The sequence below is a fragment of the Acinetobacter genomosp. 33YU genome, assembly GCF_001990725.1.
In the GTDB taxonomy this organism is placed as follows: Bacteria; Pseudomonadota; Gammaproteobacteria; order Pseudomonadales; family Moraxellaceae; genus Acinetobacter; species Acinetobacter seifertii.
Genome location: NZ_LFZQ01000013.1, coordinates 21,268 through 37,152, shown reverse-complemented (window position 1 = coordinate 37,152; position 15,885 = coordinate 21,268). Strand labels below are relative to the sequence as shown.

12 protein-coding genes and 3 tRNA genes are annotated in these 15,885 nt (G+C 38.8%); 6 read left to right on the top strand and 9 right to left on the bottom strand.

The features are described 5' to 3' along the window. Window positions 1–63 precede the first annotated feature (63 nt). From groL to AC056_RS16665, 4 genes are all read right to left on the bottom strand, one after another. Window positions 64–1,698 (bottom strand): chaperonin GroEL, encoded by a 1,635-nt coding sequence (gene groL, locus AC056_RS16680; protein ID WP_068935468.1) that lies wholly within the window; start codon window positions 1,696–1,698, stop codon window positions 64–66. 58 nt (window positions 1,699–1,756) lie between these two features. Beyond that, a complete protein-coding gene (locus tag AC056_RS16675) occupies window positions 1,757–2,047 on the bottom strand; it encodes a co-chaperone GroES (RefSeq protein ID WP_004652030.1) in 291 nt (96 codons plus the stop codon). Between the two features lie 185 nt (window positions 2,048–2,232). After that, a complete protein-coding gene (locus AC056_RS16670; RefSeq protein ID WP_039252981.1) occupies window positions 2,233–2,991 on the bottom strand; it encodes a metallophosphoesterase family protein in 759 nt (252 codons plus the stop codon). Continuing rightward, the gene (locus AC056_RS16665; protein WP_004699656.1) at window positions 2,972–3,910 is read right to left on the bottom strand and encodes a diacylglycerol/lipid kinase family protein; all 939 of its coding nucleotides are present in this window, start codon (window positions 3,908–3,910) and stop codon (window positions 2,972–2,974) included. Before AC056_RS16665 ends, AC056_RS16670 begins: the two co-directional genes overlap by 20 nt. Window positions 3,911–4,301: 391 nt before the next feature. On the opposite strand from AC056_RS16665, the gene AC056_RS16660 reads away from it, so the two are divergent. Continuing rightward, a complete protein-coding gene (locus AC056_RS16660; protein WP_004699652.1) occupies window positions 4,302–6,134 on the top strand; it encodes a phosphoenolpyruvate carboxykinase (GTP) in 1,833 nt (610 codons plus the stop codon). Window positions 6,135–6,175: 41 nt separating this feature from the next. On the opposite strand, the gene glpD is transcribed toward AC056_RS16660, so the two are convergent. Both glpD and glpK read right to left on the bottom strand, forming a co-directional pair. After that, a complete protein-coding gene (gene glpD, locus AC056_RS16655; RefSeq protein WP_077164263.1) occupies window positions 6,176–7,693 on the bottom strand; it encodes a glycerol-3-phosphate dehydrogenase in 1,518 nt (505 codons plus the stop codon). Window positions 7,694–7,842: 149 nt separating this feature from the next. Then, complete coding sequence (gene glpK / locus AC056_RS16650; RefSeq protein WP_004699649.1) at window positions 7,843–9,351, bottom strand: glycerol kinase GlpK; 1,509 nt, start codon at window positions 9,349–9,351, stop codon at window positions 7,843–7,845. A gap of 373 nt (window positions 9,352–9,724) precedes the next feature. Here glpK and AC056_RS16645 point away from each other — a divergent pair, with 373 nt between their 5' ends. Continuing rightward, complete coding sequence (locus tag AC056_RS16645; RefSeq protein WP_077164262.1) at window positions 9,725–11,056, top strand: MFS transporter; 1,332 nt, start codon at window positions 9,725–9,727, stop codon at window positions 11,054–11,056. A gap of 117 nt (window positions 11,057–11,173) precedes the next feature. Further along, on the top strand, window positions 11,174–11,596 hold the full coding sequence (locus AC056_RS16640; protein WP_077164261.1) for a hypothetical protein: 423 nt from the start codon (window positions 11,174–11,176) through the stop codon (window positions 11,594–11,596). A 22-nt stretch (window positions 11,597–11,618) separates the two neighbouring features. On the opposite strand, the gene AC056_RS16635 is transcribed toward AC056_RS16640, so the two are convergent. Together AC056_RS16635 and folD are read right to left on the bottom strand one after the other, a co-directional pair. Next, window positions 11,619–12,287, bottom strand: coding sequence for a class I SAM-dependent methyltransferase (locus tag AC056_RS16635; RefSeq protein WP_077164260.1), 669 nt, complete (start codon window positions 12,285–12,287; stop codon window positions 11,619–11,621). 270 nt (window positions 12,288–12,557) lie between these two features. Then, window positions 12,558–13,406, bottom strand: a complete 849-nt coding sequence (gene folD, locus AC056_RS16630; protein WP_016140185.1) for a bifunctional methylenetetrahydrofolate dehydrogenase/methenyltetrahydrofolate cyclohydrolase FolD — start codon at window positions 13,404–13,406, stop codon at window positions 12,558–12,560. Between the two features lie 152 nt (window positions 13,407–13,558). Here folD and AC056_RS16625 point away from each other — a divergent pair. Together AC056_RS16625 and AC056_RS16620 are read left to right on the top strand one after the other, a co-directional pair. Beyond that, window positions 13,559–13,632: transfer RNA gene (locus AC056_RS16625), tRNA-Cys, on the top strand. 11 nt (window positions 13,633–13,643) lie between these two features. Further along, window positions 13,644–13,729: transfer RNA gene (locus AC056_RS16620), tRNA-Leu, on the top strand. Window positions 13,730–13,831: 102 nt separating this feature from the next. Here the strand turns inward: AC056_RS16620 and AC056_RS16615 are convergent. Next, complete coding sequence (locus AC056_RS16615; protein WP_077164259.1) at window positions 13,832–15,595, bottom strand: alkaline phosphatase D family protein; 1,764 nt, start codon at window positions 15,593–15,595, stop codon at window positions 13,832–13,834. Between the two features lie 196 nt (window positions 15,596–15,791). Between AC056_RS16615 and AC056_RS16610 the strand changes: the two genes are divergently transcribed. After that, window positions 15,792–15,877, top strand: a tRNA-Leu gene (locus AC056_RS16610). The last annotated feature ends 8 nt before the right edge of the window (window positions 15,878–15,885 follow it).

The window sequence follows — 15,885 nt, the reverse complement described above, 5'->3', positions numbered from 1 at the left end:
TATATGAAATAAAAAAAATCCCTGCAAATGCAGGGATTTTTTTATTTAGACGTTGATATTGAATTACATCATGCCGCCCATTCCACCCATACCGCCCATGTCTGGAGCAGCTGGTTTGTCTTCAGGAATGTCAGTAATCATACATTCTGTAGTCAACATTAAGCCCGCAACAGAAGCAGCGTGCTCAAGTGCAGAACGAGTTACTTTAGCTGGGTCAAGAATACCCATTTCTAACATATCGCCATATTCGCCAGTTGCAGCGTTATAACCGAAGTTACCTTCACCACCTTTAACAGCGTTGATCACTACAGATGGCTCATCACCAGCGTTCGCAACGATTTGACGAAGTGGAGCTTCGATCGCACGACGTAAAATGTTGATACCTGCAGTTTGGTCTTCGTTAGCACCTTTCAAGCCGTCAAGAACGTTTACAGCACGTACAAGCGCAACACCACCACCTGCAACAACACCTTCTTCAACTGCTGCACGAGTTGCGTGAAGAGCGTCATCTACACGGTCTTTCTTCTCTTTCATTTCAACTTCAGTTGCTGCACCGATTTTAATTACAGCAACACCGCCTGCCAATTTAGCAACGCGTTCTTGTAATTTTTCACGGTCATATTCTGAAGTAGATTCTTCGATTTGAGCACGGATTTGTTGAACACGCTCAGCGATAGCAGCAGCATCACCAGCACCATCAACAATAACTGTGTTTTCTTTAGAAACAGTGATTTTGTGCGCTGTACCTAAATCTTGAAGAGTCGCTTGTTCTAAAGACATACCAACTTCTTCAGAAATAACAGTTGCGCCAGTCAAGATTGCGATGTCTTGAAGCATAGCTTTACGACGGTCACCGAAACCAGGAGCTTTAACAGCACATACTTTGATAATACCGCGCATGTTGTTTACAACAAGAGTTGCAAGCGCTTCACCTTCAACATCTTCAGCGATGATAAGAAGTGGTTTACCAGTTTTAGCAACTGCTTCTAAAACAGAAATCAATTCACGAATGTTGCCGATTTTTTTGTCAACAAGAAGGATGAATGGGTTTTCAAGTTCAGCAGTCAAAGTATCTTGCTTGTTAGCAAAGTACGGAGAGATATAACCACGGTCAAACTGCATACCTTCTACAACGTCTAATGCGTCTTCGAAGCCAGAACCTTCTTCTACAGTGATTACGCCTTCTTTACCTACTTTTTCCATTGCTTGAGCAATAAGTTTACCAACAGTAGTATCAGAGTTAGCAGAGATAGAACCAACTTGTTCAATTGCTTTGAAATCATCAGCTGGTTTAGCAATAGAACGGATATTTTCAACTACAGTTTTTACTGCAATGTCGATACCGCGTTTTAAATCCATTGGGTTCATGCCAGCAGTTACTGATTTGATACCTTCGTTTAAAATTGCTTGAGCAAGTACAGTCGCAGTTGTTGTACCGTCACCTGCAATGTCATTAGTTTTGCTTGAAACTTCACGAACAAGTTGAGCACCCATGTTTTCAAACTTGTCTTTTAATGAAATTTCTTTAGCAACAGTCACACCGTCTTTAGTGATGTGCGGCGCACCGAAAGAACGGTCGATCACAACGTTACGGCCTTTAGGACCTAAAGTCACTTTAACCGCATCTGCAAGTACGTTTACGCCTGCAATCATTTTTGAGCGAGCTGAATCACCAAATTTTACGTCTTTAGCTGACATATTAAACTCCGAATCTTTTTAAATACTGAATCTGATAATGAATTGAGTTATGAATCGATTAGCCTTCTAATACAGCTAAGATGTCTGACTCTTTCATGATTAAGAGTTCTTCACCGCTTACTTTAACTGTTGTACCTGCATAAGTACCGAATAACACTTTGTCACCAACTTTAACATCCAAAGCACGTACGCCGTTATCAGTGATTTGACCATTACCTACTGCAATTACTTCACCTTGAGATGGTTTTTCAGCAGCAGAACCTGGCAATAAAATACCACCAGCAGTTTTGGTTTCTTCTTCTACACGACGAATCACAACGCGATCATGTAATGGACGAATGTTGCTCATAATTAACTCCATCAGACTAAGTCTTTTTGATTAATCGTTATTGCTTTAATCCAGAGCAATAACAAAATATTTAGATGTCACTTTTGTGGGGATGAAAAAAAAGGCTTCAAGGGGAAATAAGAAAAAATTTCCTCTTTTTTGAATATTTTTTAAACAATCAAATATTTAATCTCATCTAACCCAGATCAATCTGAAGTGAATTCAGCCAACTGTTCATTGAACCAATAATGCTGAATCTTTCCTGTATTTGAAACTGTATTAAAGCTATTCGGATTGTGATGATATAAACGAGTAGAAGTTGCTGTACCCGCATGAATATCATAAATAGGATGATCTATTTCTAAATCATAAATTTGCGTTAAATCATATACAGCAGTTTTATGGAGATGGCCATGCAACATTCCAAATAATCCTGTTGTACTCCACTTTTCTAAGGCAATTTTTCCCAAAACAGGGCAATCCTTTATTCCATGCTTATTGTCAGGTGGTGTATAAAAAGGTTGATGGAAAACCACCAGCTTTATTTTATCTTTTGGCGCTTTCTCTAAACGCTCATAAGTATCTTGAATTTGTTCAATCGAAATATGCCCACGTGTGTGATAACGACGACGTATGCTGTTTACCCCAACAATATAGAAATGTTCGGTTTCTAAAGTCGGCTCTAGTTCACCAAAAAAATATCGATATCGGGTAAATGGAGAAAAAAAACGGTTCCAGACATGATACAAAGGAATATCATGATTTCCAGGCACCACAAGATAAGGAATATTGAGACTATCTAAAAACTGTCGGCATTTAAAAAATTGTTCATATCTGGCACGTTGGGTAATATCCCCACTCACAACAATCACTTCAGGCTGTTGCTGAATACAAAAGTATCTTATCGCCTCTAAACACTCTTTTTTTTCTGTGCCAAAGTGTAAATCAGACAGATGTAATAACATTCGGCACCATAATATTTAAAGCATTCTTTTCTACAGTGAAATTTAAAGGTGGTTTCATTTCTATAATTTCACCATCTAAAGCAACTGTAAGTTTCGATTTCTTTGCACATTCCACCACAACATGATCTGCACAAAAACTATATACGTCTTCTGCATCTTCAACTTTACCTTGAACCCATTGCCAAAGCATATTCAGCAAACTCAGCTTATCACTTTTTGTAATTACAACTCCAGCCACTCTTCCCTGTGCTGCACATTCTGCAATCCTGAGTTTCATATCACACAACTGTAATTGGTTATTTCCAAAAAAAATTAGAGGGGCTTTAACTGGATATTTTTTCCCATCTACCGTTATCGACAACTTCATGGATTTATTTTCTCTTAATAAAACATCTAAAGCTGAGGTATAAGCATGTAAAGGAAGCCTTCCTAAATATTTATTGTAAAGTTCGCGCTTTTTAATAAAGAGTGGATATAGACCTAAACTGGCATTATTCAAATAAATATGATCATTGATTGCTGCTATATGAACCGATCGAGGTGTACCTGTGGCAATAACTTCTACTGCGTCCAAAAGGTCTAATGGAATATCTAAAACTTTAGCAACGTAGTTAAAAGTCCCTAAAGGCAAAATTCCCATTGGAATAGATGTATTTTTAAGTTTAGATGCAACAGCATTTAAAGTGCCATCCCCACCAGCTGCAACAACTACCCCTCTATTTTCGTTTTGTGAATGCCGATGGATCACATTATTCATCAAATCATCAAATGATGTATCTTCATTTAATTCAAAAACTTGTATCTCAAAATCATGTTCTGTTAACGCGGTCATCACTTGCTCATAAACATCTTCATGCTTTGAAGCATGAAATCCTGATTTTTCATTGTAGATGATTGAAAGAGGTTTTAAGGGCCGCATTTTATTATCGTAAATAGGGATGTTTATTCTATTTTGTATATAAAATCACCTATTAAAAGTCTCTTTATGTAAATTTTGAATGATCTTCATTTGTTTAATCAATAATAATTCTCAAGAAATATTTAAGAGTTAATTTATTGATTTTAAATAAAATAATTTTAATAAATAACACACATACAACATAAAAATATGAAAGTATAAACCGTATAAAAAACTCTAACCAAATGATTTTCATTAAAAAACACTCAAAAACCCAAATATCTAATTGTTAGTCTTTAGTCTTATTTTTTTTATGATTTTATGCTTTAATACAGCCACTTTTTTATTTGATCTTTCATTGTACCCCAATGAATAGACTTGTACGTTGTACACATTTTGAATAGGCCTCACCATGACCACAGTGAACGCACCAGAATTCGTTCGTCATCCTAAGCTTATAGCATGGGTTGAAGAAATTGCAAACTTAACCAAACCAGCAAAAATCGAATGGTGTGACGGAAGCGAAGAAGAATCTCAACGTCTAATCGACTTGATGATCGCTAACGGCACCATGCAGAAATTAAACCAAGAAAAACATCCTGGTTCTTATCTTGCAAATTCTGACCCATCTGACGTTGCGCGTGTTGAAGATCGTACTTACATCTGCTCTCAAAATAAAGAAGATGCTGGTGCGACAAACAACTGGGAAGATCCAGCTGTTATGCGTGAAAAATTAAATGGTTTATTTGAAGGTTCAATGGAAGGCCGTACGATGTACGTTGTTCCTTTCTCTATGGGTCCTTTAGGTAGCCATATTGCTCATATCGGTATCGAGTTAACTGACTCTCCTTATGTTGCTGTTAGCATGCGCAAAATGGCACGTATGGGTAAAGCAGTTTATGACGTATTAGGTACAGACGGCGAATTCGTTCCTTGTGTACACACAGTAGGTGCACCACTTGCTGAAGGTCAAAAAGACGTTGCATGGCCATGTAACCCAGAGAAATATATCGTTCATTACCCAGAGACTCGTGAAATCTGGTCTTTCGGTTCTGGGTACGGCGGTAACGCATTACTTGGTAAAAAATGTTTAGCTCTTCGTATCGCTTCTGTCATGGGACGCGAACAAGGTTGGTTAGCTGAACACATGCTTATTCTTGGTGTAACTAACCCTCAAGGTGAAAAACACTACATCGCTGCTGCTTTCCCATCTGCTTGTGGTAAAACAAACTTTGCGATGTTAATTCCACCAGCAGGTTATGAAGGTTGGAAAATCGAAACTGTAGGTGACGATATTGCTTGGATCAAACCAGGTGAAGACGGTCGCTTATATGCGATTAACCCTGAAGCTGGTTTCTTCGGTGTAGCTCCTGGTACAAATACCAAGACTAACCCGAACTGTATGGCAACTCTTCATAAAGATGTTATCTACACAAACGTAGCAGTAACCGAAGATGGCCAAGTATGGTGGGAAGGTCTTTCTAAAGAAGTTCCAACAAACTTAACGAACTGGAAAGGTCAACCTCACGTAAACGGCGAAAAAGCAGCACATCCAAATGCTCGTTTCACTGTTGCAGCTGGTCAATGTCCATCTATCGATGCTGATTGGGAAAACCCAGCAGGTGTTCCAATTTCTGCATTCATTTTCGGTGGTCGTCGTGCAGATACAGTTCCTTTAGTTTCTGAAGCTTTTGACTGGGTTGACGGCGTTTATAAAGCTGCAACTATGGGTTCTGAAACTACAGCTGCTGCTGTTGGTCAACAAGGTATCGTTCGTCGTGACCCATTCGCGATGCTTCCATTTGCTGGCTATAACATGGCTGACTACTTCGATCACTGGTTAAGCCTTGGTCAAGAAGTAAGTACAAAAGCTGAAGCTGCTGGTAATAAATTACCAAAAATCTTCAATGTAAACTGGTTCCGTCGTGATGCTGAAGGCAACTTCGTATGGCCTGGTTTCGGTCAAAACATGCGTGTTCTTGAGTGGATCATTGACCGTTGTGAAGGTCGTGCAAACGCTGTTGAAACACCAATTGGCCTTGTTCCAACTTACGATGACTTGAACTGGGAAGGTACTGAGTTCTCTAAAGAAGAATTTGACCTTATCACAGCTCAAGATAAAGATCAGTGGGTTACTGAAATTGAAAGCCACACTGAGTTATTCAATAAACTTGGTGAGCGCTTACCAAAAGCATTAAAAGAACGTCAAGCAGCTTTACTTGAAGCTGTAAAAACTGGCTTCTAATTGCTGAATATAAAAAAGGCCGCTTTATGCGGTCTTTTTTATTATGCGGCATCATCTTTTAGTCGACGTTCAGATAAATAAGCTTCTAACACTTTTATCTGTTTATCATCAAATGCCAAACCTAATTTAGATCTTCGCCAGAGTATGTCTTCTGCAGTATTTGCCCACTCATATTCACATAAATATTTAACTTCACATTCAAATAAATCGTGACCAAAGTTTTGCCCTAATTGTTCTATAGTACTTCGTTCTTGAAGCATGTTCCAAACTCTTGTGCCATATGCATGAGCCCAACGTTTGGCAAGGGATTCAGAAACTCTATTTACATGTAATTGAATCTGGTTGATTAAATCATCTAGTGTAGTCCAGTTCTCAGCACCGGGTAATGGCTTATTGGCAGTCCACTCCTCTGCCATTTCACTAAAGAACGGAGACAGATGTTCTAAAGCAGCCTCAGCCAGTTTTCGATAAGTCGTAATCTTGCCGCCAAATACCGATAACAATGGTGCGTTAGTATTTTCTGCTTGTAGTGCCAAAGTATAGTCACGGGTAATTGCCGAAGGGTTATCAGACTCATCATCACATAAAGCGCGTACACCTGAGTACTGACTTACAATATCTGCTCGCGTTAACTGTTTTTTAAAATGTGAATTTGTGACCGTCAAAAGATAATCTATTTCTACATCGGTAATCTCTACCTTTTGTGGATCACCTGTATATTCCTGATCTGTTGTACCAATGAGGGTATATTTTTCTAAATATGGAATTGCAAAAACGATGCGTCGGTCTTCATTTTGCATAATAAAGGCTTTATGGCAGTCATATAGCTTTGGCACAACAATATGACTTCCTTGGATCAATCTGACTTGATAAGGCGATCTTAAGTTTAGGTTTTCACTAATAATTTCTTCAACCCAAGGACCAGCTGCATTTACTAAAGCTCTTGCACGTATCTGATAAACCTCAGCTCCACTTTGTAGTTCCAAGTACCACAGTTCTTGTTCTTTATAAGCCTTCACACATCGAGTTCGTGTCACGACTTTGGCACCCTGCTCTTTAGCTTGTAGCGCATTTAATACAACAAGACGTGCGTCATCTACAGTACAGTCAGAATATTCAAACCCACGCGTTATAGCTGGTTTCAAGGGACTATCTTCTTTGAAATAAATCAGATTTGAACCTAATAATTTTTCTCGTTTTCCCAAATGATCATAAAAGAATAGACCCGCTCGAATTAGCCAAGCAGGACGTAAATGGGGTCGATGAGGCATAATAAAACGCATTGGTGCAATAATATGTGGCGCTTTAGCCAACAACACTTCTCGCTCTGCTAATGCTTCTCTGACCAACCTGAACTCTTTATGTTCTAAATAACGTAGACCACCATGAATTAATTTACTGCTAGCAGATGAGGTGTGACTGGCTAAATCATCCTTTTCACATAAAAATACGGATAATCCACGGCCTACTGCATCATTAGCAATACCGACGCCATTAATACCGCCACCAATTACGGCAATATCATATACTTTTGAATAATCATTAGATTGTATTGTCATTTCTCATATTCTTTTTATTGTTGATCTTATAAAAATTAAAACATCAAATTGATGAAACAACAATCTAAAAAGTAGAATAATCAAATTTGAATTAGCAAACCTTTAGCCATTAATTGATTACTCTACAATTTAATTAATTTAAGAAAAAATCAATCCTCAGCCCAATTTTGACTACGCTTAACCGCCTTAAGCCAACCTTTATAAATCAGCTCAGATTGTTCAGCAGACATTTTTGGCTCAAATACCTTTTCTATGGCAGATTTATTTCTTAACTCATGAAGATCCTGCCAAAAACCCGTCGCCAAACCTGCAAGGAAAGCTGCACCCAAAGCAGTTGTTTCTTTCATTATTGGGCGTTCTACTGGTGTCGCTAAAATATCGGCTTGAAATTGCATCAAGAAATTATTTTCCGTTACTCCCCCATCAACACGGAGAGTACGAAGCTCTTCTTCGGCATCTTGCTGCATGGCATCAAGTACATCTCTTGTCTGGTAAGCAATGGACTCTAAAGTTGCACGAATAATATGTTCAATGCTAGCTCCACGTGTCAGACCAAAAATTGCCCCACGCGCTGTTGGGTCCCAATACGGTGCACCTAATCCAGTAAAAGCAGGAACTACATATACACCATTACTGTCTTTTACCCGTGTTGCATAAAGCTCAGAGTCTTTAGCGTTCTTAATGACCTTTAATTCATCACGTAGCCACTGTACACAAGAGCCACCATTAAATACGGCACCCTCTAAAGCATAGTTCACCTCACCGCTTGAACCGCATGCAATAGTTGTGAGTAATCCATGCTCTGAACGGACAATCTTTTTACCCGTGTTCATGAGTAAAAAGCAGCCAGTACCGTAAGTATTTTTAGCCTGCCCTGCCTCAACACACATTTGTCCAAAAAGCGCAGCTTGTTGATCACCTGCAATTCCCGCAATTGGAATACCGACTTCTTGCCCACTAATGGTATGTGTATATCCATAAACCTCTGATGAACTTCGTACCTCAGGTAACATTGCTTTAGGGATATCTAAGGCCTGTAAAAGCTTTTCATCCCATTCAAGCTTTTCAATATCAAACAGCATAGTTCGTGAAGCATTGGTAAAATCAGTGACGTGAACACCGCCATTGGTTAATTTCCAGATTAACCATGTATCCACCGTACCAAACAACAACTCACCTCGCTTAGCACGTTCACGGCTTCCTTCAACATGGTCTAAAATCCATTTAATTTTTGTCGCTGAAAAATAAGGATCAATGACTAAACCCGTTGTTTTACGGATATATTCTTGCCAACCTGCTTTATGCAATTGATTACAAATTTCAGTCGTCTGTCGGCTTTGCCAAACAATTGCATTGTAAATCGGCTTGCCTGTTTTTTTATCCCAAACAACTGTAGTTTCTCGCTGGTTTGTAATGCCAATTGCCGCAACTTGTTCACTCTTAATACCGGCTTGAGCCAATGCCTCTACCCATACCGCACTTTGTGTTGCCCAAATTTCCATAGGGTCATGCTCAACCCAACCCGGTTGAGGATATATTTGAGTAAATTCTTTTTGAGCAATACTGACAACGTTTGCATCATGGTCTAAAACAATTGCTCTTGAGCTTGTTGTTCCCTGATCAAAAGCAACAATATATTTTTTTGGGCAATTTGACATCTGAATGTCCCTTTCATTATCTACACACATCTAGTCCACAATGCTAAGACATTATGTCCAACTGTATTTATTTAAAATTTTCTTTGGAATATATCATTATTTTTAAGGGATATAGGTTTTCTTCTTCCAAACATTGCTCATTCTTTATCAGTTTTTACTAATTGGGAAAAAATAACAGCCCAAAGTTTCAGATAAGGTCACAAAAATCAGTTGGTCGACTGATTTGAAATCACATAAATATTCAACTTATTCCTTCGCTTAAATAATAAACATTGTTTTACAGACATAAAAAAAATAAAGTGAAATACTCTTCTAGATAATATGAAAAATCAGAATAAATCTTCTCTTTTTTAGCATTCAACCCAAGCAAAACATGGAGCGAATCATGGTTGATCAACCTTCTACCGCAACACCTCCACATTCTAATTTAGATACAAAAACTCGTCTAAAATCAATTTTGGGCGGTTCTGCCGGTAACCTTGTCGAATGGTACGACTGGTATGTATATGCCGCATTTACGCTCTATTTTGCTCATGCCTTTTTCCCAAAAGGAAGTCAAACAGCTCAACTCCTACAAGCAGCTGCAATTTTTGCAGTAGGTTTCCTTATGCGTCCCATCGGCGCATGGATTATGGGAATTTATTCAGACCGCAAAGGACGTAAGGCGGGTCTTACACTTTCCGTTACTTTAATGTGTGTTGGCTCTCTACTGATTGCAGTTACACCATCTTATGAAAGCATTGGTGTATTTGCCCCATTACTTCTGGTTGTTGCACGTTTAATACAAGGTCTAAGCGTAGGCGGTGAATATGGTGCAAGCGCTACATATTTAAGTGAAATGGCAGAAAAAGACCGACGTGGTTTTTTCTCAAGCTTTCAATATGTCACCTTAATTGCAGGGCAACTTACCGCCTTGTGTGTTCTTTTAATATTACAAATGGTACTTACCGAACAACAATTGCATGATTGGGGATGGCGTATTCCATTCTTTATTGGCGCTTTACTTGCGATTGTTGTGTTCCGTATTCGTCGTGGCTTACTAGAAACTCAATCTTTTAAAAATGCTCAAGCTGAAAAAGACCAACCACAATCGGGCATGTTTGCTTTATTTAAACACTACCCTAAAGAAGCATTCACCGTATTATTCTTAACTGCTGGTGGTACTTTAGCTTTCTATACTTACACGACCTATTTACAGAAATATCTAGTGAATACTTCTGGTTTTTCTAAACCTGAAGCTACTCAAATTACCACTTTAGCGTTATTTGTTTTCATGTGTCTACAACCTGTAGCGGGTGCTTTATCAGACCGAATTGGTCGAAAACCTCTTATGATTTTCTTCGGAATAACAGGTGTTTTATTCACATACATTTTATTTGATGCACTGGCAAACACGCATAACTACTGGACAGCATTTTGGTTATGTTTTGGAGGTCTAGTAATGGTGACTGGCTACACTTCAATTAATGCTGTAGTGAAGGCCGAACTTTTTCCAGCTCATATTCGCGCTTTAGGAGTAGCTTTACCCTACGCGATTGCCAATACTTTGTTTGGTGGCACAGCAGAGTTTTTCGCATTAAGTTTCAAAGAGGCTGGACATGAGTCTTGGTACTTTATTTATGTCAGTGTCATGATTTTCATTTCATTGCTGATTTATATTTTTATGAAAGACACTAAGCATCATTCAAAAATTAAAGAGCATTAATATTTTACAATTAGAGCCCAATATCGTCAGTTAATATTGGCTCTAACCAAGCGAATAAGCACAAACAACCCTTCTATTTTATGAGATACTTCATATAAGAAAATAAGGACGATACTGATGAACAAAAGTATTTTATGTTTGGCATTAAGTAGTATGTTTATTTTAACTGCTTGTCAGACTACACCTCGACAATATAATGGTTCAACTGGCTATCAGATTGAAAACCAAACTAAAACTTCAGCGACTTTAGCTTATACTTTAGCTGGTCGTAGTAACCAGCAACTTGATGAGCGTAAATTACAACGTGCTTGCCAAAATGTGTTAGGTACTCAGAAAGTTTATAAATTATCAATTTTAAGTGTCAATGAAATTCCAAACCCAGCTAAAGATGAGCAGTATGGAATTAAATTGGGTGAAACTCGTGCTTCTTTCGGTTTATCAAACACACCAAGTCTAAATAATGGTGAAGATTACGCGACTCGCCAAGCACTTGAAGCTCGCCCAAGCACATTAAAAGTGGTTCGTTATACTTGTTCATAAAATAAAAAAAGACGCTGTTCTTTTACAGCGTCTTATAAAAACTTACATTTCTAAATTCTCTTGCTTCATCCAGATCTGGCCACGTAGTAGCGCTTCTTTCTTCAATTTTTTCATATTTTGGATGACTAAAATTTTTAACTCGGCTATCTGCCACCCAAACTTCTGGCGCAAATTTTAAAAATTCGTCTAAGAAAAAGCGGTTACACTGGTCATATAAAACATCGGCAGCCAATAGAACATCAACTTGTTCAGCTTTATATAAATCATCCAAATATTCAAGCTCTACATCATTAAGTAAAGCATTTTCACGGCAAGCATTTAGACTAACCTGATCAATGTCACAGCAGATTACTCGTTCTGCTCCTGCCATTTTTGCAGCAATAGCGACTACACCAGAACCTGCTCCGAAATCTAACACCACTTTATCTTTAACATGGTGCGGCTCTGCAAGTATCCATTGCGCCATCGCCAAACCTGATGCCCAACAGAAAATCCAATACGGCGTGTCATTCCAAATACGGCGAATAACTTCATCATCTAAACGATCAGTTGGAAAAACAGGTGGAATCAACCATAAAGAAATAGGAGTTTCAGGCAACTGTTGTGCCATTAATTCACAATGAGGAATCACTTCATGTAAGGCTTGAAGTAAATGTTCAGGGGCTTTGATCAATTGAAAGGTGCAGCTCATCAGATTTCTTTTAATTCATTTTTATAACAAGCATAACAGAGTCATTCCATTATGATTTGAATTTTTACCTTAACCTTGGTTAGACCTGAGAAGCCCTGCTTCGCAAGGCTTTCATAAAAATTAGGTCTAACCATTGTCACCCGCAAAACTCGGCAGATACTCTCTAGAATCGAAAGCATCGCAGAAACATTAAATTTTTAACGTATTTCTGCCTCAAACAATTGCGAATGACGGTTACGCGTATCAAATAACAGCCTAGCGTTAATTAAATTAACCTAAAGCTTTTTCAGCAGCTTCTACAGTTTGACGAATCAAAGTTGTGATTGTCATTGGACCAACACCACCCGGTACTGGTGTGTAAGCAGAAGCAATTTCTTCAATACCTTGTAATTGAATATCACCAACACCGCCGCCATCCCGCGGATGGAAACCAGCATCTACAACAACTGCACCTTGTTTAATCCAATCTTTTTGAATAAGTTCAGCTTTACCTACAGCACCAACAATAATGTCAGCTTGTTTTACAAGCTCAGGTAAATTTTGTGTACGTGAATGACAAATCGTTACTGTTGCATTTGCTTGTAACAACATCATTGCCATTGGTTTACCTAAAATTGCTGAACGGCCAACTACAACTGCATGTTTGCCCGCAATTTCGATATTGTTTTCTTTGAGAATCGTCATAATGCCAGCTGGAGTTGCTGAACCATACGCAGCTTCACCCATTGCCATACGGCCAAAACCAAGGCAAGTTACGCCATCAACATCTTTTGCTAATGAGATTGCATCAAAACATGCACGCTCATCAATTTGTGCAGGAACTGGATGTTGTAAAAGAATACCGTGAACATCTGGATTGGCATTTAGCTTTTCAATTTCAGCTAACAATTGTTCTGTTGTCGTTTCTTGTGGTAATTCGATTTTTAATGAATCCATACCTACGCGGCGGCAGGCATTACCTTTCATACGTACATAAGTTGCAGATGCACCATCATCCCCAACCAAAATAGTCGCCAAAATCGGGGTACGACCTGTTTTTGCTTTTAAAGCTTCAACACGTACCGACAAATTTTCTTCAATTTGCTTTGCTAATGCACGACCGTCTAAAACCAATGCCACAGCACATCTCCAAGGTAGACATGAATTTAATGTGCCAATAATACATGATAATTTCGCTAATTTTATTCTAGATGTTGTTTTTATGTGCATCTTCGCTCAAAACGGTATTGTTTTTTTCGTAAAGGTTGCTAATATGTGCATCACCAAATGTAGGCGGGGTGGCAGAGTGGTCATGCAGCGGACTGCAACTCCGTGGACGCCGGTTCGATTCCGACCTCCGCCTCCAAATTTGGTAAAGCCCGGGTGGTGAAATAGGTAGACACAGGGGATTTAAAATCCCCCGCCCACAAAGCGTGCCGGTTCGAGTCCGGCCCCGGGCACCATCTTCAAGTATTGAATATGGTGTCATAAAGAATCCAGCGTAAGCTGGTTTTTTTATATCTAAAAAAAAGGGCTACATATGTAACCCCCTATTCTTTCATGCTTTAAGCAGTCTTCTGATCTTGCTTTAAAGGCGTCAAATTCAGATCCAATACAATATCATTTTGCCTGCTTGAATCCACTTGATATTCAGCATTCTTAATTGAATCTAAAAATACCCACTCTGAATGAACTTGTGCCTGATCGAGAGTAATAAGCAAGTATCCGCGTTGATTTAAATTACAATAGACCAATTCATCAATCAATGTAGTAAACGCAAACTCAAACTGCTGTAACTGTGCCAATGGAATACTTAAATATTTCTCTAAGCCAGGAGATGATACAGAGCTTGTTGCCAGTTCAACACCTACATATTTTCCTTTTTGGCTATATAAATAAGATGCCCAAGCATTGTGTGTATCTCCCGCAAGCACAATCATCTTTTTATTAAGCTCTGCCAATTTATCGTATACAACCTCTCTTTCAGCATAGTAACCATCCCAAGCATCTAAATTGTAGGGTGCAACCGTCATAATCCTTGCTTTTTCTTGGGCTGTTAATGTTGGATCATTTTGTTGTAAACGAAGTTTTAAAGTGACCAACTCGGTAATTTGTGCGTTCATCTTAGCAAGTGCTTCAGATGAAGTTCCTCCTGAAGTAATTTGCCCTAAAGACAACAATAACTCAGCCGGAATCCACATTTTACTCATTAAGACTTGCTGCCCCACCACATTCCATGTTGCTGTAGATTGCTTTAATTTATCGACTAACCAATCTCTTTGCGTATACCCCATTAAAGTACGCGCTGGATTTATTAAATCTGCTTGAAATTTTGCAATATCTAAGCCAGAGGCTGTCATATAATCCGCATATTCAAGTTGCTTGTCACGCGCAATAATGCGTGTATCTAGCATAGTGAGTTGGACAAGAGAGCCAAAGTTAAACTGGCGATAAATATTTAAATGGTCAGAACTAGAAACTGGACGAATCGGCATCCATTCAAAATAAGCTTGCAGAGCAGCTAATTTACGATCTGAGAAAGACCCTTCGTTACTTTGATGGTTTTCCGCACCATCACGCCAAGCATCGTTCGCTAACTCGTGATCATCCCAAATTACAATAAAAGGATGGCGTTGATGAGCTGCTTGTAAATCTTTATCCTGACGATAAAGTGCATAACGTTTGCGATAATCATCTAATTTAATAATTTCTTTATTATTGTCAGCAGGTAACGTACGACCTAGCTTTGCAGCATCTTCTGTCGCATAACCATCTGCCCCATACTCATAAATATAGTCACCTAAATGAATAATGACATCGACGTTTTGTTTTGCCATTTCACGATAAACATAAAAGTAACCCGCAGGATAGTTAGAGCAAGAACATACTGCAAAGCTTACTTTATTGGTCGATGTTGGTAATGTTTTCGTCTGCCCTACTGGTGAGACCTTACTACCGAACTTAAAACGGTAGTAGTACACCATATCTGCTTGTAATCCAGTGGCATCAACTTTCACTGTAAAGTCATCACTCTTGCTTGTTTCAACCATTCCTGTCTTTAAATTTTGTTTAAACTGATTATCAGTTGAAATTTCCCACACAACTTTTAAGCGTACCCCGGAGTCTGCAGGTGTCAGCCGTGTCCATAAGATGACTTTATCCTGTAAGGGGTCTCCACTTGCGACACCATGAAGAAAATCTGCTTGTATTTGCGGACTGTCATCATCGGAACCATTATTACAACCAGTAAAAACAACAGGCATAGATAAAGCCCCAAAACCGAGTAGACTTTTTTGAATTAATTCTCGGCGTGAAATTTTCTCTGACATAAAATTCTCTAAGTTTTAAGCAATGAGTGCTTTAAACTTAAGTACATAAGATGAACGTCTGATCTCAGTTTGATGAACAAATCATGACACAAACTGGTTAATTTATATAAATACCGACAAGAACTGATTGAAAATAAAGCAAACTCTCTGTTTTTCTCTTGCCAATCGCGCACTTGTCCTCTATTATTGCGCACATGCCCGGGTGGTGAAATAGGTAGACACAGGGGATTTAAAATCCCCCGCCCACAAAGCGTGCCGGTTCGAGTCCGGCCCCGGGCACCATTTTCAAC